Below are 18,120 nucleotides of genomic sequence, written 5' to 3'. Positions count from 1 at the left end.
GAGCGCGGGCGATGTTCATCTCCAAACTCGACGACATGACCCGCCGCGCCTTCATGCGCCGGTCCGCCCAGTTGGGCGGCATGGGCGTCGCCTCGTCCTACGCGCTCGGCCTTGCCGGCATGGGCGAAGCCGCCGCGTTCAGCGCGGGCAGCGACTATAAGGCGCTGGTGTGCGTGTTCCTTTATGGCGGGAACGACCACGCCAATACGCTTATCCCTTTCGATACCGCGAACTACGCGCGCTACAGCGCGATCCGCGGCGGCAATGGCGAAGCCGGAGGCGGGGTCGCGCGGGCGCGAGCGGAACTTGCCGGGACGGTGCTGGCGACGCCTGACGATCAGGTGCTGACCGACGACATCCAGTACGCTCTCGCGCCCGAGCTGCCGCGCCTGAAACGCCTGTTCGATGCCGGCGACATGGCGCCGCTGCTCAATGTCGGCCCGTTGATCGCACCGCTCACCCGCGCGCAATACGACAGCAGCGACCACCGCCGCTTCCCGCGCCCGGCCAAGTTGTTCTCCCACAACGACCAGCAATCGACCTGGCAAAGCGCGAAGCCGGAAGGCGCGCCGAGCGGCTGGGGTGGGCGCATCGGCGACCTGGCGCTGGGGGCGAACACCAATTCGATGTTCACGTGCATTTCGGCGACCGGCAATGCCGTGTTCCTCAACGGCGAGGATGCGCTGGCTTACCGCGTGGCGGGCGGCGGGGCGATTCCGGTCGAGAACCTCACGCGGCGGCTCTATGGCTCGAGCGCGGGCAGCGATGCGCTGCGCCAGCTCATCACCGCCGACAGCAGCAACATATTGCAGGCCGACTATGGCCGCGTCACCCGCCGGTCGATCGAACTGGAGGGCTTCGTCAACGCAGCGCTTTCCGGCGCAAGCCTGTCGGTGGATTTCGACAGCGGCAACAACCGCCTGTCCGGGGAGCTGGAAATCGTCGCCCGCCTGATCGCGGCGCGCGCGCAGCTGGGTGTCCGGCGGCAGGTCTTCATGGTCGGCATGGGCGGCTATGACACGCACGACGGGCTGATCGGCCGCCACGGCGCGCTGCTGGGGCAGCTCGATTACGCGCTCGACGCCTTCCAGCGGCAGATGGCCGCGCTGGGTGTGGCAGACCAGGTCACCACCTTCACGGCATCGGATTTCGGGCGCACGCTCGCATCCAACGGCGACGGCAGCGACCACGGCTGGGGATCGCACCACTTCATCGTCGGCGGCGCGGTCAACGGCGGGCGATATTACGGGCGGGCGCCTGCCGTCTCGGTCGACACGGACGACCAGGTCGGACGCGGGCGGTTGCTGCCGGCGGTCGCAGTGGACCAGATGTCGGCGACGCTGGCGAACTGGTTCGGGGTCGATCCGGTCGAATTGCCGACCGTCGCGCCCAACATCGCGCGCTTCGGCAGCGCGGACCTGGGCTTCATGGCCGCCTAGAGCGGTTTCGCCTCGCCGCCTTCGAGCACATGGGTGCAGCCGAGCGCGGCGGGATCGTCAGACCCGGTCAGTGCGGCCCGGGTGCGCCAGCCTTCTTCGCGCAGGCGGGCAGCCGCTTCGCCGTCGTGGCCCGGCGGCAGGAACACGACCGGCTCAGCCTCGCCCGCTTCCGCCAGCGCATCGATCAACCGGTCGGGATAGAAGCTGAACCCGGTCGCCGGCTCGTCCAGCCCGCGGATCCGGTAGGTGCCGCCCCGCGCCAGCGTGCCGGGCATGCCGTCGGCATAGATGCTGAAGCCGAACCAGCTCTGGTATTCGAAGCCGTGGCGTTCGGACGGGTCGAGCGTCAACCGCGCCTGCCCATCGATCCGCGCGGCGATTTCCTTCAGGCCTGCGATGCGCGTGGCAAGCGCCCCGCCCGCATCGATTCCGGCCAGCGTCTCGATCGCGTCGGCGAAAGGCCCGCCCGCATGGATCAGCGGCAGGTAAGCCTCGCCGCCCACGTCGCGCAGGCCGCCGGCATCCTTCGTGTCGAGCTCGCGCCGCACGGCCTCGATCCTGTCGGCCGGCAGCGGCAGGCCATCCTGCGCCAGCGTATCGACAAGGTCGGGGAGCGTGAAGTCGACCGTAAGCCCCTCGGCGCCCGCCGCCTGCAGCGTCTCGACCGCCAGCGCCACGATCTCGCTCGCCGCCGCGACCGTGTCGCTGCCGACGAGTTCCGCGCCGAGCTGCAGCTTCTGCCGCCTGGGGTCTAGCTGGCGCCCGTCGAGCGTGGCGACCTCGCCCGAATAGCACAGGCGCAGCGGGCGCGGCGCATCGGCCATGCGGGTCGCGGCGATCCGCCCGACCTGCACGGTGATGTCGCTGCGCAGCGCCATGGTCCGCAGCGATGCCGGGTCGGTGAAGCGGATCATCCGCTCCGTCCCCACGCCTTCCATCCGCGTCGCCAGCGACTGTTCGAATTCGGCCAGCGGCGGGATCACCCGGTCGTAGCCGTGGCTGTCCATCACCCGCAGCGCGTCGCGCATCACGCGGGTGGTGGCAGCGGCGGCTGCCGGCAAACGGTCGGCGAGCCCTTCGGGCAGGAGGTCGTTGGTTTCGGTCATCGCGGCAGCGGGTTAGACGACCCGGCTCAGAATGCCAGTGCCTTCACCACGCGGACGCCCTGCAGCGCGCAGGCCTTGTCGATGACGTCCTGCGGGATGGCGCTATCGACGCTCAGCAGCAGCACCGCTTCCCCGCCGGTTTCCCGCCGGCCGAGGTTGAAGGTGCCGATGTTGATGCCCGCTTCGCCCAGCAGCGTCCCGATGCGGCCGATGAAGCCCGGCGCGTCGTCGTTGACGATGTAGAGCATATGGCCGCTCAATTCCGCCTCGATGCCGATGCCGAAAATCTCGACCAGCCGCGGCGCTTCGTTGCCGAATAGCGTTCCGGCCACGCTGCGGTCGCCCTGCTCCGTCGCCACGGTGACGCGCAGCAGCGTGTTGTAGGCCCCTTCGCGCTGGTGGCGGACCGAGCGGACATCGAGCCCGCGTTCCTTGGCAAGAAACGGCGCGTTGACCATGTTCACCGTGTCCGAATACTGCTTCATCAGCCCGGCCAGAACTGCGCCTTCGATAGGCTTGCCGGACAGTTCGGCTGCCGCGCCTTCACGCTCGATGCTGATCTTCGTGAGGTTGCCGTGCGCAAGTTGCCCGACAAGGCTGCCGAGGTTTTCGGCGAGCTTCATGTACGGCTTCAGCTTGGGCGCTTCCTCCGCGCTAAGGCTCGGCATGTTGAGCGCGTTCGTGACGCCGCCATTGACCAGGAAATCAGCCATCTGTTCGGCCACCTGCAATGCCACGTTGACCTGCGCTTCGGTGGTGGAGGCGCCGAGGTGCGGCGTGCAGATGAAATTGGGCAGGCCGAACAGCGGGCTTTCCTTCGCCGGTTCGCTTTCGAACACGTCCAGCGCCGCGCCCGCCACGTGGCCGCTCTCCAGCTTTTCCGCCAGCGCAGCCTCGTCGATCAGCCCGCCGCGCGCGCAATTGACGATGCGCACGCCCGGCTTGGTCTTCGCAAGGTTTTCCGCCGAGAGGATATTGCGCGTCTCGTCCGTCAGGGGCGTGTGCAGCGTGATGAAGTCCGCCCGCGCCAGCAGCGTGTCGAGGTCGACCTTCTCCACCCCGATCTCGATCGCGCGCTCGGGCGTCAGGAACGGGTCGAAGGCGATCACCTTCATCTTCAGGCCCTGCGCGCGCGCGGCGACGATCGACCCGATATTGCCCGCGCCGATCAGGCCAAGAGTCTTGGCGGTGACTTCCACGCCCATGAAGTCGTTCTTCGGCCATTCGCCGGCCTGGGTGCGGGCGTTCGCCTGCGGGATCTGGCGTGCGAGCGCCATGATCATCGCAATGGCGTGTTCCGCCGTGGTGATCGAATTGCCGAACGGCGTGTTCATCACCACCACGCCCTTCGAACTGGCATAGGGAATGTCGACATTGTCCACCCCGATGCCGGCGCGGCCGATCACCTTGAGGTTGGCGGCCGCGTCGAGGATTTCCGGCGTCACCTTGGTGGAAGACCGGATCGCCAGCCCGTCGTAATCGGCGATGCGCGCCTTCAGTTCCTCGGGCGTTTCGCCGGTGATGACATCGACGTCGCAGCCGCGCTCTTCGAAAATGCGCGCCGCGTTGGGGTCCATCTTGTCGCTGATGAGAACTTTGGGTTTGGTCATTGTGTAATATCCTTGAGGCGTCACCCCGGACTTGATCCGGGGTCCCGCTTGTCGCGTGCGGGGAAGAATGGGAGCGGGACCCCGGCGCGTAGGCCGGGGTGAGGCTGACTAGGAGTGGAGCGGCTGCTCTTCAGCCGTCACTGCCGCGTAGGCCCAGTCGAGCCACGGGCCGAGCGCCTCGATATCGGCGGTGTCGACCGTGGCGCCGCACCAGATGCGCAGGCCCGGCGGGGCATCGCGATAGCCGGCGATGTCGAAGGCGGCCTCGTGCTGCTCGAGCAGCTTGGCCATGGCCTTGATCCTGTCGCCGTCCGCGCCCTCTACCGTCAGGCAGACGCTGGTGTTGGAACGTGACGCAGGATCGGCGGCAAGGTGGCCGAGCCATTCGCGGTCCTGCACGATTGCATCGAGCGCCGCCGCATTGGCATTGGCGCGGGCTTTCATGGCCGACAGGCCGCCCAGCGACTTGCCCCATTCCAGCGCAAAGATCGCGTCTTCCACGGCCAGCATGGAAGGCGTGTTGATCGTCTCGCCCTTGAAAATCCCTTCGATCAGCGCGCCGCCTTTCGTCAGGCGGAACACCTTGGGAAGCGGCCAGCTGGGCGTATAGCTTTCCAGCCGCTCGACCGCGCGCGGGCCCAGGATCAGGATGCCGTGCGCCCCTTCGCCGCCGAGCACCTTCTGCCAGCTGAAGGTCAGCACATCGACCTTGTCCCAGGCGATGTCCTGCGCAAACACGGCGCTGGTTGCGTCGGCGATGGAAAGGCCTTCGCGGTCGGCGGCGATCCATTCGCTGTCGGGAACGCGCACGCCGCTGGTGGTGCCGTTCCAGGTGAAGACGACGTCGTTCGACCAGTCGACCTGCGAAAGGTCGGGCAGCTGGCCGTAAGGCGCTTCGATCACCGTGGGATCGATCTTCAGCTGCTTGACCGCATCGGTCACCCAGCCGGAGCCGAAGCTTTCCCATGCCAGCGTGGTGACGGGCCGCGCGCCCAGCATCGTCCACATCGCCATCTCGACAGCGCCGGTATCCGAACCCGGAACGATGCCGATGCGGTGGCTGTCGGGGACTTCCAGCACTTCGCGGATCAGGTCGATGCAATATTGCAGCCGCGCCTTGCCGAGGCCCGAACGGTGCGACCGTCCGAGCACGTCGGTTTGCAGCTTGTCGGCAGACCAGCCCGGCGGCTTGGCGCAGGGTCCGGAAGAGAAAAAGGGGCGCGCAGGCTTTTGCGCCGGCGGCGTATTCGTGTCGTTCATTTCAAAACTCTCCTCACAGAGAGCACGCGCGGCGTTGGGACCGCGTGGCCCGTTCGCGGGCCTAATGCTGCACTGCAGGAAGTCAAGCAGCGAGACGGCGCAATGTTCCGTTAGGCCTATCTTAACCATATGCGCTGCACCATCGGGCCATGGCCCGACTGACCCTCATGATGCTCCTGTCCATCCTGGCTGCCGGCTGCTCCGTCCTGCCCGAATCGCGCGCGCCCGAACGCACGAGCACGGCGCGGGACACCCGGTCGCTGCCGCCGCCCATCGCGCGCAACCCGGAAAGCCGCATGTGCCTGGCCGACCTGTCGCAGCGCAAGGCGCGCTTCACTCCGCTGACGGATGCCTATTACGAGCGCGGCTGTTCTGCCGTGAACAGCGTCAACCTGACCGCGCTGGCGGCGGACGACGGGGAGCTGTTCGTCACCAATCTCGGCCCCGTCTATTGCCCGCTGGCAAGCGATTTTGCCGCGTGGGCGCAATACGGCGTCGACCGTGCGGCGCGGCAGATGCTGGGTAGCAGGCTGGTGCGGATCGAAACATTCGGCAGCTACAGCTGTCGCAACGTTGCGGGCTCTTCCCGCCGCAGCGCCCATGCCAGAGCGCAGGCGATCGACGTTGCCGCCTTCGTCCTTGCCGACGGGCGCAGGATCACGGTCAAGGACGGCTGGGCTCGTGGCGGGGCGGAATTGCGCTTCCTCCAGCGCGTACAAGACAGCGCCTGTCGCCGCTTCGGGACCGTGCTAGGCCCCAATTACAACGCCGCGCACCGCGACCACTTCCACCTGGAACAGGGCGGCGGCGGTTTCTGCCGCTAGTGCGCCGGGCTCGGTCCGGGGGGCGTCCGGCGGCCTCTGCGGAACAGGGTAGCGCCAGCCGCGCCGTCGTTGTCCAGCCTCGCCTCGAACCGTGTGCGCACCGCATCGGAAGGGTGCCGCGCCGATAGTTTCAGCATCATGTTGGCGCGGTGGATTTCCACCGTGCGCGGGCTGATTTCCAGTTCGCGGGCGATTTCCTTGTTGCTGAAGCCTTCGGCGAGGAACTTGAGCACTTCGTTTTCGCGCTTGCTCAGCCGGCCGAGCGCATCGCGCGCCTCGACGATGCGGCGCTGGCGTTCGGTCGCGCGCTCCGCCTCCACCTCGACGCTGCCGAGCGCTTCTTCGAGCTGCCCGGTCGTCAGCGGAAGGAGGAAGAAGTCGAGCGCCCCTGCCTTCATCGCCGCGCGGACCGCATCGACATCGCGCTCCAGCGAGGTAGCGACAAGCGGGAGCCATACGCCAACTTCTGCCATCTGCGCGAGGATCGAGGCCGCTCCGCGAATACCGTTCGATCGCGCCTGGTCGTCCCTGGCCAGAACCAGGCCGCTCGAGGGCGGTCTGGAGAGTAATTCGGCCAGTGTCTCGTAAACCTCGGCATGGTGGCCGAGCGAGAAGAGCTGGTGGGCCAGGCCCGCACGCTGGCGTGCGTCCCGGTCGACGATATGGATTGTTTGGCGACCTGTCATTCCGCTGCATTGCCCTCACATTAAGGAGAGATGCATAGGTAGTTTGCGCGGGAATGGAGATATATCTCGTAGGAAAGCGTAGGGATTACAGCCTAGTACAAGTGTACGATACCGCCAGAACGGATGATACTCTCAAGCAGGTTCAGTGGAATTTTAATGCTTATCCCGATCCGTCGAAGCTGAAGTCCGGCAGGGTGTGGAATGCGTCGCGCAATTTCTCGCCCCAGACATCCGAAATCGCGGTGAAATAGGGGTTATGGGAATCGATGCGCTGTTCGTGGCTCTTCCCGAACGCGTCACGTTCGATCACCAGCAGGTCCAGCGGCATGCCGACCGACAGATTGGCCTTCAAAGTGGAATCGAAGCTGACCATCAGCAGCTTGACCGCATCTTCCATGGTCATCGCGCGATCGTAGCCGCGGATCAGGATCGGGCGGCCGTATTTGGTCTCCCCGATCTGGAAGAACGGCGTGTCGCTGCTCGCCTCGATGAAATTGCCTTCGGGATAAACCATGAAGAGGCGCGGCTCCATGCCCTTGATCTGCCCGGCAAGGATCATCGAGGCGGTGAAGCGCGACTTGGTGTTGTTCTCGCTTTGGGTCTTGCGCACCGTCTCGCGCAGCAGCTGGCCCATTTCGGTCGCGACCTGGAACATGGTCGGCGCTTCCAGCAGCGATACGTGGCGGTCTTCGGGCGCCTTGGTGCGCTCCTCCAGCTTGCTGATGACGGCCTGGGTGGTGGCAAGGTTGCCGGCGGTCATCACCGAGATGATCCGCTCCCCCGGCACTTCCCAGGTGAACATCTTGCGGAACACCGAAACATTGTCGACGCCGGAATTCGTGCGCGTGTCGCTCATGAGGACGAGGCCCTTGTCGAGCACCATGCCGCAGCAATAGGTCATTGATTTTCCTTACTGTTCCACGATCTGCTGCTCTACAGCCAGATCGACGTAGAGCGCCTGTTCGCCGGCGCCATAGCTCATGCCGGTGACCGGCGCAGCCTCGGAATAGTCGCGCCCGGTGGCGACGCGAACATAGCGTGCATCGGGGCTGATTCCGTTGGAAATGTCGAAGCCGAGCCAGCCGATGCCGTCGACATGCGCCTCCGCCCAGGCATGGGTCGCTTCCTGCTCGATCCGGTCGTCCATCATCAGGTAGCCGGACACGTAGCGCGCCGGGATGCCGAGAGAGCGGGCCGCGCCGCAGAAGATATGGGTGTGGTCCTGGCACACGCCCTTGCCGTCGCGCACCGCTTCTTCCGCCGTGGTGTTCACGCTGGTGGTGTGGGTGCGATATTCCACCCGGTCGCGGATCATCGCGGACAGGCTGTGGAGCCGCTCGATCGGATCGCTGTCCTGCGCGCGCACATCGGCGATCAGCGCGTTCATCTTCGCGCCGGGGCGGCTGCGTTCCGTCTGCGACAGGAAGGACCACAGCGGCAGGCTGCCCGAATGCCAGCCGATGACTCCGGCCTGGTCTTCGGTGTCGACCTTCCCGTGACACGTCACGGTAACCTCGCTCGCGCCCTCTTCCACCGACACCAGCACCACCGTGTTGACGTGCTGGTCTTCATAGCAAAGCTCCTCGCGCGCGCCGGAATATTCCATCGTCCAGTCGAGGATCTTTTGGCCCTGCGTTTCCTTGGGGGTCAGCCGCAGGCGCTGCAGGCCGTGGGCGACCGGGCGGGCGAATTCGTACCTGGTGGTGTGGCGGATCGATAGGCGCATGGGTGTGTTCGTTTCTGCCTGATAAGTCAGACGGTGAAGCGGAAATCCTCCGCAATGGCGCCGGCGAGCTCGTTGTTGCGGGCGATGAAATCGACCAGCGATTCGTGCAGCCCGCGATCGAACACGCTGTCGACAGTGGTCTCTGAAAGTTTCTGGTCCGCCGAGCGAATGAGCTCGTTGGAACGGTATTCCTCCCCATGGATGCGGGCGAGTTCGCGCAGCGAATCCCGCAGCTCGGCGTGGCAGAAGGCAAGACCGCGCGGGAACCGGTCGTCGAGGATGATGAATTCCACGATACCGCGCGCGTCGATCCGTCCCGCGTGGATCCAGCGGTAGGAACGGTCCCCGCCGACGGATCGCAGGATATGGTCCCACTGCCCCGTGTCGAGGCTGGAGCCGACATAGGACAGCGATGGCAGCAGCAGGAAATATTTCACGTCGATCAGGCGCGCGGTGGCATCGCCGCGTTCGATGAACGTGCCGGCGCGAGCGAAGTGGTAACCTTCGTCGCGCAGCATGGAGCCTTCCATCGCGCCGTGGACCTGGGTGCCCGCTCGGCGGATGGTCGCAAGAACGTCGCCCAGCTGGCCGGGCGTGACTGCGCGCTTCAGCGCCTTTTCCAGCTCCATCCAGCTTTCGTTGACCGCTTCCCACAGCTCCCGGCTGATGGCGTTGCGGGCCAGCCGCGCGTTCTGGCGCATGTTCTGCATCATGGAGAGGACGTTGCGCGGGTTGTTCTTCTCGCGCAGCACGAAGTTCCACACCTGCACGCCGGTGTAGCTTTCGTGCGCGGATTCGTAGACTTCCCGCAGCGAAAGCGTCTCCACGATGGAGCGCCACTCCGCCTCCGCCGCCGTATCGTCACGGGTCAGCGCCATGCGCATCGCCGCATCGAGCAGGCGCGCGGTGTTCTCCGCCCGCTCGAGATAGCGGAACATCCAGAACAGGCCGTTGGCGGTCCGCCCCAGCATCAGCTTGCCCCCCCGCTCATTCCTTCAGCACCCACGTGTCTTTCGTCCCGCCGCCCTGGCTGGAATTTACCACCAGGCTGCCTTCCTTCAGCGCGACGCGGGTCAGCCCGCCGGGCGTGATGTCGATCCCTTCGGGCGATACGAGCACGAAGGGCCGCAAGTCGACATGGCGCGGGGCCAGGCCCTGCTTCGTCAGGATCGGACAGGTCGAAAGCGACAGGGTTGGCTGGGCGATGTAATTGTGCGGCTTCGCCTTAAGCTTGGCGCGGAATTGCTCGATTTCCTTCTTCGAGGCCGTCGGGCCGATCAGCATGCCGTAGCCGCCCGATCCGTGGACTTCCTTCACCACGATCTCGTGGAGATTGTCGAGGACGTAGGCGAGGCTGTCTTCCTCTGCGCAGCGCCAAGTCTGCACGTTCGGCAGCAGCGGTTTCTCGCCCGTGTAGAACTCCACGATCTCCGGCATGAAGCTGTAGATCGCCTTGTCGTCCGCCACGCCGGTGCCGGGCGCGTTGGCGATGGTGATGCCGCCGGCGCGGTACACGTCCATGATGCCGGGCACGCCCAGCATGCTGTCCGGATTGAAGGTCAGCGGGTCGAGGAAATCGTCGTCCACGCGGCGATACAATACGTCGATCGGCGCATATCCGGTGGTGCAACGCATGGCGACGCGGCCGTCGATCACGCGCAGGTCGCTCCCTTCCACCAGCTCCGCACCCATCTGGTCGGCAAGGAAGGCGTGCTCGAAATAGGCCGAGTTGTAGATGCCCGGCGTCAGCACAGCGACATTCGGCTTCTCGCCCGCGCAATCGGGCGCGCAGGCGGCAAGGCTGCGGGCGAGCCGGCGCGGATAGCTGGAGACTTCCTCCACCCGGGCGCGCTGGAACAACTCCGGGAACATGGCCATCATCGTCTCGCGGTTTTCCAGCATGTAGGAAACGCCGCTGGGCGTTCGGGCATTGTCTTCCAGCACGTACCACTCATTCGGCCCGGTGCGGACGAGGTCGATGCCGACAATATGGGTGTAGACGCCGCCCGGCGGGGTGAACCCCGCCATCTGCGGCAGCCATGCCTCGTTGTTCTCGAACAGGCGGCGCGGGATGCGGCCCGACCGGATGATCTCCTGCCGGTGGTAGAGATCGTGCATGAAGCTGTTGAGCGCGCTGACCCGCTGCTCGATGCCCTTGCTCAATCGCCGCCATTCGTCCGCGCCGATCACGCGCGGGATCATGTCGAAGGGTATCAGCCGCTCCTCGGCATCGTCCTCGCCATAAACGTTGAAGGTGATGCCGGTCTTGCGAAACTGCCGCTCGGCTTCCTTGCCCTTGGTCCGCAGCCATTTCTTGTCGGCTTCGGAATACCATTCGGCATAGCGGCGATAGGGTTCGCGCACGTCGCCATCGTCGCGGTGCATTTCATCGAAGGTGCCGCCGTCTTCCATCAGTGGGTCGTGGCCTCGCTGTCTTCGCTTGCTTCGTCGGGGAAATAGCGTTCGGCGTCGAGCTCTCGCGCAACGGCCATGATCGCCTGCGGGTGGTAGTTGAAGCCCATGTGCGTGCAACGCAGGGCCACGGCGCGGTCGCGCTCGCCGGCCTGCCCGCAGGCTGCACGCGAATGGACGATGCCGTCACGCGGGCTCCACAGGGCCACGGTGCGGACCGGCGGCTTTTCGGCGACTTCGGCCTCGATCGGCAGGTCGTCGACCCGGTGCCCGGCGATCGCCTGGTAGATGCGCCAAATGTTGTTGGCGCGCGGGCTGTAGGAAAAGGGCGATCCCATGGTGACGACCTTGGCCACCTTGTCGGGATGGTGCTTGGCAAGCTCGCGCGCGAACAGCCCGCCCAAGCTCCAGCCGACGAGGATGAGCTTCTCCCCCTTGCGGAGGTAGACATCCTCGAGCCGCTGGTTGAGTTTGTCGAAATTTTCCTGCGTGGGGCCCCAGTTGAAGCCGAGCCCCCAGCGCTTGACCCGATGGCCGCCGCGTTCAAGCTGGCGGGCGAGATAGCGCATGCGCACCGGGTGGGTGGCGAAACCGGGCAGCAGCATCACGCGCTTGGGCACGATGGCCGGTTCGATATCGATGGTGCGGAACGGGCGGCGGAAGGGCTCGATCATCCATCCCGCTTCGCCAAGGAAACGGATCAGGGTCGGACCGCCGGCGCGCTCGTCCTCGCAGGGTTCGGACGCCAGCCGCAGGCGTTCGCGCGCCATATGCGAAAGCGCCGCGACCGAAGTCGCGCCGCTATCGGCATCGGGCATTGCGCCCGGCCCGGTCTGTCCATTCATACCCGCCACCCTGACCGAACGCGGCAGGGCGGCGAGGTTTCCGAGAAAAGTTGCGACAGCGCGCCGATCAGCCGGCCTTCTTGGCCGCGCCGCCGGACGCTGCACCGCAATCGCCGGTCCGTTCCATCGAAACGCGCATCACCGCGCCCTTGGGGCCATCGGCGTCCTGCCCGGCAGGCTGGCTCATGGTCATGGTTATTGATGAGGAGGTTTCCGTGGCGGTGCCTTCCATGGCGACGGTCGCGTCGCCCTGCGGCCCCTTGCAGGTCATTTCGGCATCGAACTTGTTCGCGTCGGAAACCATCTTGGTAGTTTCGCAATCGCCGCGCTGCATTTCCTTGGCGAGCGCCATGATGCCTTCATCGCCTTCCTCGGCAGTGATGCATCGCGGCGGCGCCATGTTGGACATCATCGCGAAGCCTTCCTTGGCCTGCTTGATTTCCTCTTCGCTCAGCGAGGCATCCTGGATGGAGACCAGTTCCATCGCCATCTTGTATTCGCCCGGCTGCAGCTTGGTCAGCCCCTCGGTCGCGCCGGCCATTTCCTCTTCGGAGATGGTGCCATCGCCGTCGGCATCGGCCGACCCGTCGCTCGCGTTGCAGCCTGCCAGCATCATGGCCGGCGCGGCGGCCGCCAGAACGAACTTACCCAGTCTTTTCATTATCTTTCCCTTCAACCCGCGTCGGCGGTGCATTCGCCGATCCGCTGGGAATCCATGCGAATGGTCATGTTGGCGGTCATTTCGGATCCGCCGGCGCCCGGCATCACCTGGTCCATTGCCACGGTCATGGACGAGCTCTGTTCGCGCACCGTGCCTTCCACGCTGACCGGGCCTTCGGACGTCCGGCCTTCGCCCAGATCGATGGTGCACATCATGGATGCGTCCATGTTCCCGCCGTTGAGCGCGAATTCCTCGACCGAGCAATCGCCTTCGGCCAGCTGCTTCGCCAGTTCGCGGCCGGCGGCCTCGGCATCCTGCGCAGCGAGGCAGAAGGTCTTGCCCTCGGCCAACCCTTCGCTGAGGATGGCGCGGATCTGCTCCAGCTGGCCCGCATCGGCGCTGGGTACGTTGAGGTCGGCCAGCGTGGCAGTGGTGCGATATTCGCCCGGCTGCGCCATCACGGCCTCTGCCGATGCCGTTTCGCCGGCACCTTCCGCCGCTTCGTCGTTCCCGCCGCAGGCTGCCAGGGCAAGGCCGAGCGGCAGGCCGATTGCGATCGATGCAAACTTGTTCATGTGAAACTCCCCTGATTATTCTTGCGCCCAAAAGCGGCTTGGCGTGCCTTATGGCAGACAATGCCCGCAAAGCTAAGGCCGAATTCCGCGCGCCCTTCCCCCTGTCCCATGTTGCGCCATCCGGCCGCGTTCCCCATATGGTCCGCCATGGCAGAACTGATCATCAGGCGCGGCCTGGAAGAGCCCGACACCACCGGCGACTTCGTGCCGCACAAGCCCGCGCGGCCGGAAAAATCGATGGGCGGCAAGCGCTTCGAGCTGGTGAGCGATTACGAGCCTGCCGGCGACCAGCCCACCGCCATCGCCGAACTGGTGGCAGGTGCGAAGGATGGCGAGCAGACGCAGACCCTGCTGGGCGTCACCGGCAGCGGCAAGACCTTCACCATGGCCAAGGTGATCGAGGAACTGCAGCGGCCCGCGCTGATCCTCGCCCCCAACAAGATCCTCGCCGCGCAGCTCTATGGCGAGATGAAGAGCTTCTTCCCGCACAATGCGGTCGAATATTTCGTCAGCTATTACGACTACTATCAGCCGGAAGCCTACGTGCCCCGGTCGGACACCTACATCGAGAAGGAAAGCTCGGTGAACGAGGCGATCGACCGGATGCGCCATTCGGCCACGCGCGCCCTGCTCGAACGCGACGACGTCATCATCGTCGCTTCGGTTTCCTGCCTCTACGGTATCGGTTCGGTCGAGACCTATTCGGCCATGATCTTCGACATCAAGAAGGACGAGAGCGTCGACCAGCGCGAGCTGATCCGCAAGCTCGTGGCGCTGCAGTACAAGCGCAACGATGCGGGCTTTTCGCGCGGCAACTTCCGCGTGCGCGGCGACAGCCTGGAAATCTTCCCCAGCCATTACGAGGACATGGCCTGGCGCGTCAGCTTCTTCGGCGACGAGATCGAGAGCATCCACGAATTCGATCCGCTGACCGGCAAGAAGGGCGCGGAGCTGAAGACTGTGCGCATCTACGCCAACAGCCACTACGTCACCCCCGGCCCGACGATGAAACAGGCGACGCAGGCCATCAAGTTCGAGCTGGAGGAGCGGCTGAAGGAGTTGCACGAAGAAGGCCTGCTGCTGGAAGCGCAGCGGCTGGAGCAGCGCACGAATTTCGACCTGGAAATGATCGCGGCGACCGGTTCGTGCGCGGGCATCGAGAATTACAGCCGTTTCCTAACCGGGCGTTTGCCCGGCGAACCGCCGCCGACCTTGTTCGAATACTTGCCGGAAAACGCGCTGCTGTTCGTCGACGAAAGCCACCAGACCGTGCCGCAGATCGGTGCGATGGCCAAGGGTGACCATCGCCGCAAGCTGACGCTGGCCGAATACGGCTTCCGCCTGCCGAGCTGCATCGACAACCGCCCTTTGCGCTTCAACGAGTGGGACGCGATGCGCCCGCAGACCTTTGCCGTCTCCGCCACGCCCGGCGGGTGGGAGCTGGAGCAAACCGGCGGCGTGTTCGCCGAACAGGTCATCCGCCCGACCGGCCTGATCGACCCGCCGGTCGAAATTCGCCCCGTCGAGGACCAGGTCCAGGACTGCATCGAGGAGTGCAAGAAAACCGCTGCGAAGGGTTATCGCACGCTCGTCACCACGCTGACCAAGCGGATGGCGGAGGACCTTACCGAATTCATGCATGAGGCGGGCGTGAAGGTCCGCTACATGCACTCCGACGTCGAAACACTGGAGCGTATCGAGCTGATCCGCGACCTGCGGCTCGGCGTCTACGACGTGCTGGTCGGCATCAACCTGCTGCGCGAAGGGCTCGACATCCCGGAATGCGGGCTGGTGTGTATCCTCGACGCCGACAAGGAAGGCTTCCTGCGGTCCGAAACCAGCCTGATCCAGACCATCGGCCGCGCGGCGCGCAACGTCGATGGCAAGGTCATCCTCTATGCCGACCGGATCACCGGCAGCATGGAGCGCGCGATGGCGGAAACCGAACGCCGGCGCGAAAAGCAGCGCGAATACAACGCGCAGCACGGCATCACGCCGACGACCATCATTCGCGGCATCCAGGATATCGTCGCCCACAGCCCGGCAGGGGAAGGCCTGATCGAGAAGGACGAGGCGCCCAGCCTCGTCGGCCACAACTTGCGCGCCTATATCGAAAATCTGGAAAAGAAGATGCGCGCTGCCGCAGCCGACCTCGAATTCGAGGAAGCCGGCCGCCTGCGCGACGAAATCCGCAAGCTGGAAGCGGACGAGCTCGGCCTGCCCGACGGCGAGAAAAAGGCCCCCCTCGTGGGCCGCAGCAACGAAGGCAAGCCGGGCACGCGCAAGACACGCTACGGCCGCACGCAGAAGAAGCGCTTCGGTCCGCGCTGAGCACTTATCCGCCGCTGCGGCTGCCTGCCTGCTTGGCCATCGCAATCCGCGTGCCTAGATGGCGCGCGATGCGCTTGTCTTTCCTCGCTTTCCCGCTCCTCCTCGCCGCGTGCCAGCAGCCGGAGCAGGACAATGCGCAGCAGCGGATCGACCTCGAAAAAGCCTACGCCGGCGCCACCGATCCGATCGAGTCCCCCGACACGAGCGAAGCGATCTGGTCCCCGGGGCCGGACGGCCAGCTGTTGTTCGGCAATATCGGCGAGCGCCCGTTCCTTTCGATCGCCTGCGAACCGGGCGAGCGCGGCGCGAACGCCGTGCGCATCGTGCGCCACCTGGCCGCCGATGCGGAAGCGCAGGCTTTCTTCGCCTTCATCGGCAACGGCACGATGGCGCGCATCCCGGTCGATGCCACCTGGCGCGGCAATCGCTGGCGCTGGGAAGGGACTGTCGCGGCAGATTCGCCGGATCTCGACCCGCTGACCGGAAGCCGCGACCTTTACGCCACACTGCCCGGCGGCGGACGGCTGGACCTGCCCGCCAGCCCGCTTCTCGGCCGGCTTATTGCGGAGTGCCGCGCGCCGGGGTCTTCGGGCTCGCCCCTGCCAGATCGATGAGGCTGTCGGGGCCGAGCACCTGCGGCAGGACCTGTTCCTCACCGTCCCGGTCGATCCAGACATAGAGCGGGATACCCGCCACGCCCTTGCTTTCGAGGTAGCGGGTGATGGCAGGATTGCTGCGCGTCCAGTCGCCGCGGATCGCGATCACGCCCGCATCGGCAAAGGCGTCGCGCGTGGCCTCGCGCTCGATCGCGACCTTCTCGTTGACCTTGCACGTCAGGCACCAGTCGGCGGTAAACCACAGGAAGACCGGCCGGCCCGTCGCCTTCGCCTGCGCGAGGGTAGCCTCGCTGAAATCCGCCGGGTCGAGCACGCCGGCGTCGGCCTCCACCTCGTCGATCCAGCGCGGCGCGACGACGGCCAGCGCGAGGACCACGGCGAGCCCGCCCGCGATCATCCCGCCGCCCACGGGCCTGCCGCCGCGCTGGCGGCGCCCGGCCCCCATCAGCATGGCGATCACCACCAGCGCGATGGCAAGGCCGATGGCGGCAAAGGGCCAGCCGCCGATGCGCACGGCCAGCCACAGCACCGCCAGCGCGGTCACGCCCATCGGCAGCGCCATCCAGCGGCGGAAATGCGCCATCCAGCCGCCCGGCCTCGGCAAGCGGCTGCGCAGTGCCGGCACGAAGCCGAGCAACAGGAAAGGCAGCGCGAACCCGAGGCCCAGCGCGGCGAACAGGCCGAGCGCATACTGCGTCGGCAGGATCAGCGCCGCGCCCAGCGCTGCCGCCATGAAGGGGCCGGTGCACGGCGTCGCGATGAAGGCGGCGAGGAGCCCCGTGGCAAAGGATCCGCTGGCCTGACGCCGCCCGGCCAGCGTCGGCAGTTCGAACACACCTGCAAGGTTCGCGGTGATGGCGGTGACCAGCACCAGCAGGGCGAGGACGATGCCCGGCTGCTGCAGCTGGAACGCCCAGCCCACCTGCTCCCCGCCCGCCCGCAAGGCGAGAAGCAGCACGCCGAGGCCAAGCACGGCGATCATCACGCCGCCCGTATACGCCAACGCATCGCGCCGCGCGGCGCTCTCGCTCTCACCCGCGCGGGCGAGGTGGAGCGCCTTCAGGCTGAGGATCGGGAACACGCAGGGCAGGATGTTGAGCACGATCCCGCCGACGAAGGCTGCCAGGAACAGCCACCCGATCGACGGTGCGTTGCTGGCCTCCAGCGGCGTGGTCGAACCCAGCCCCACCGGCCCGCGCTCCGCAGTAAAGGCGATCCCGCGGCCGCTGTTGCCGAAACGCAGGACGCCCGAAAGGCTGCTCGGATTGGCATCGCCCTTGGCCGCCAGCACCGCCACGAGCCGGTCCTCGCCGCGATAGAATGCCTGTTGCTCGCCATATTGGACGAGGCCGTCCTCCGCGATGAAGACATGCGGGCGGCCCAGCGCCTGCGTTTGGGGCAGGGGTATCGCGATACGCAGGGTCTCGCCTTCTCGTTCGACCCGCGCCGTGGCATCAATGCGCGGCGGGATTTTCGCTTCCCAGCGGGCGAAGCGCGGATCGCGCCGCCCATCCGCGCCCACCACTACGTTGCCGATTAACTCCGCAGTTTCGCGCACGCAGAGCGAATCCGAACAGGCAAGATATTCCGCCCGCACCCCGATCAGTGTGGGGCCCTCCGCCGCGTCGGCCGGCACGGTAAGCGGCACAAGCACGGCATAGGGCGACTTGTAGACGTGGTTCATGAAGCCGAAGGCGAACAGCGTCTCCGGCACGGGATAGCGCGGTTCGCCCGCCCGCCAGCCGGGCGGCAGGTCCCAGCGCAGTTCCATGCCCTTGCCCGCATCGCCGGGGTTGAACCAGTATCCGTGCCAGCCTTCGCGGGGCGCAAAGGCGATGGCGACCTCGACCGTTTCGCCCGGCAGCACCGGGCCTTCGACCGCCAGCGTCGCCGGATTGCGCAATTGCGCCTGCGCTGGCGCCTGTGCCTGCACCTGCGCGGAAGCAGGCTGCGCCAGCCCGCAGGCCAGCAGCAGCGCCAGCGCCATCAGCCGAACAACCGTCATCATTCGCGGATACATCAGGGCGC

Annotated in this window: 16 protein-coding genes; 4 read left to right on the top strand and 12 right to left on the bottom strand. The window is 66.2% G+C overall.

The annotated features are described in order from the left end of the window. Window positions 1–11: 11 nt before the first annotated feature. Window positions 12–1,439, top strand: coding sequence for a DUF1501 domain-containing protein (locus tag VCJ71_RS00340; protein WP_324638344.1), 1,428 nt, complete (start codon window positions 12–14; stop codon window positions 1,437–1,439). On the opposite strand, the gene VCJ71_RS00335 is transcribed toward VCJ71_RS00340, so the two are convergent. The 3 genes from VCJ71_RS00335 to VCJ71_RS00325 all read right to left on the bottom strand — a co-directional run bounded on the left by VCJ71_RS00335 (window position 1,436) and on the right by VCJ71_RS00325 (window position 5,415). Beyond that, window positions 1,436–2,545 (bottom strand): ATP phosphoribosyltransferase regulatory subunit, encoded by a 1,110-nt coding sequence (locus tag VCJ71_RS00335; protein ID WP_324638343.1) that lies wholly within the window; start codon window positions 2,543–2,545, stop codon window positions 1,436–1,438. The two genes, VCJ71_RS00340 and VCJ71_RS00335, sit on opposite strands and share 4 nt — an antisense overlap. Window positions 2,546–2,571: 26 nt before the next feature. Further along, window positions 2,572–4,155: a phosphoglycerate dehydrogenase gene (gene serA, locus VCJ71_RS00330; protein WP_324638340.1), complete on the bottom strand. Its 1,584-nt coding sequence runs from the start codon at window positions 4,153–4,155 to the stop codon at window positions 2,572–2,574. A 108-nt stretch (window positions 4,156–4,263) separates the two neighbouring features. Beyond that, on the bottom strand, window positions 4,264–5,415 hold the full coding sequence (locus VCJ71_RS00325; RefSeq protein ID WP_324638338.1) for a phosphoserine transaminase: 1,152 nt from the start codon (window positions 5,413–5,415) through the stop codon (window positions 4,264–4,266). A 149-nt stretch (window positions 5,416–5,564) separates the two neighbouring features. Between VCJ71_RS00325 and VCJ71_RS00320 the strand changes: the two genes are divergently transcribed. Further along, window positions 5,565–6,239 carry an extensin family protein gene (locus tag VCJ71_RS00320; RefSeq protein ID WP_324638336.1) on the top strand — a complete coding sequence of 225 codons (675 nt, stop codon included), beginning with the start codon at window positions 5,565–5,567 and terminating at the stop codon, window positions 6,237–6,239. On the opposite strand, the gene VCJ71_RS00315 is transcribed toward VCJ71_RS00320, so the two are convergent. The 8 genes from VCJ71_RS00315 to VCJ71_RS00280 all read right to left on the bottom strand — a co-directional run bounded on the left by VCJ71_RS00315 (window position 6,236) and on the right by VCJ71_RS00280 (window position 13,144). After that, window positions 6,236–6,925 carry a response regulator transcription factor gene (locus VCJ71_RS00315; RefSeq protein WP_324638334.1) on the bottom strand — a complete coding sequence of 230 codons (690 nt, stop codon included), beginning with the start codon at window positions 6,923–6,925 and terminating at the stop codon, window positions 6,236–6,238. The genes VCJ71_RS00320 and VCJ71_RS00315 overlap by 4 nt on opposite strands. Window positions 6,926–7,085: 160 nt before the next feature. Continuing rightward, a complete protein-coding gene (locus tag VCJ71_RS00310) occupies window positions 7,086–7,826 on the bottom strand; it encodes a proteasome-type protease (RefSeq protein ID WP_324638333.1) in 741 nt (246 codons plus the stop codon). Window positions 7,827–7,835: 9 nt separating this feature from the next. Next, complete coding sequence (locus VCJ71_RS00305; protein ID WP_324638331.1) at window positions 7,836–8,651, bottom strand: transglutaminase family protein; 816 nt, start codon at window positions 8,649–8,651, stop codon at window positions 7,836–7,838. Window positions 8,652–8,677: 26 nt separating this feature from the next. After that, window positions 8,678–9,622 (bottom strand): alpha-E domain-containing protein, encoded by a 945-nt coding sequence (locus tag VCJ71_RS00300; protein ID WP_324638329.1) that lies wholly within the window; start codon window positions 9,620–9,622, stop codon window positions 8,678–8,680. Window positions 9,623–9,638: 16 nt separating this feature from the next. Beyond that, window positions 9,639–11,063 (bottom strand): circularly permuted type 2 ATP-grasp protein, encoded by a 1,425-nt coding sequence (locus VCJ71_RS00295; RefSeq protein WP_324638328.1) that lies wholly within the window; start codon window positions 11,061–11,063, stop codon window positions 9,639–9,641. Continuing rightward, window positions 11,063–11,908, bottom strand: coding sequence for an esterase/lipase family protein (locus VCJ71_RS00290; protein WP_324638326.1), 846 nt, complete (start codon window positions 11,906–11,908; stop codon window positions 11,063–11,065). Before VCJ71_RS00290 ends, VCJ71_RS00295 begins: the two co-directional genes overlap by 1 nt. 67 nt (window positions 11,909–11,975) lie before the next feature. Next, window positions 11,976–12,569: a DUF3617 domain-containing protein gene (locus VCJ71_RS00285; protein WP_324638325.1), complete on the bottom strand. Its 594-nt coding sequence runs from the start codon at window positions 12,567–12,569 to the stop codon at window positions 11,976–11,978. An 11-nt stretch (window positions 12,570–12,580) separates the two neighbouring features. Continuing rightward, window positions 12,581–13,144 carry a DUF3617 domain-containing protein gene (locus VCJ71_RS00280; protein WP_324638323.1) on the bottom strand — a complete coding sequence of 188 codons (564 nt, stop codon included), beginning with the start codon at window positions 13,142–13,144 and terminating at the stop codon, window positions 12,581–12,583. A gap of 147 nt (window positions 13,145–13,291) precedes the next feature. On the opposite strand from VCJ71_RS00280, the gene uvrB reads away from it, so the two are divergent. Both uvrB and VCJ71_RS00270 read left to right on the top strand, forming a co-directional pair. After that, window positions 13,292–15,475, top strand: coding sequence for an excinuclease ABC subunit UvrB (gene uvrB / locus VCJ71_RS00275; protein ID WP_324638320.1), 2,184 nt, complete (start codon window positions 13,292–13,294; stop codon window positions 15,473–15,475). Window positions 15,476–15,543: 68 nt separating this feature from the next. Beyond that, entirely contained in the window at window positions 15,544–16,089 is a 546-nt protein-coding gene (locus VCJ71_RS00270) for a hypothetical protein (RefSeq protein ID WP_324638319.1), read from the top strand. Here VCJ71_RS00270 and VCJ71_RS00265 read toward each other — a convergent pair. Continuing rightward, window positions 16,034–18,100 (bottom strand): protein-disulfide reductase DsbD family protein, encoded by a 2,067-nt coding sequence (locus VCJ71_RS00265; RefSeq protein WP_324638317.1) that lies wholly within the window; start codon window positions 18,098–18,100, stop codon window positions 16,034–16,036. The genes VCJ71_RS00270 and VCJ71_RS00265 overlap by 56 nt on opposite strands. Window positions 18,101–18,120: the final 20 nt, after the last annotated feature.

Origin of the sequence: Pseudoblastomonas aquimaris, assembly GCF_035481675.1 — a bacterium.
Taxonomy (GTDB): Bacteria; Pseudomonadota; Alphaproteobacteria; order Sphingomonadales; family Sphingomonadaceae; genus Alteriqipengyuania_B.
Note: the sequence above shows the minus strand (reverse complement) of the source record. Positions and strands in the feature narration are given on the sequence as shown.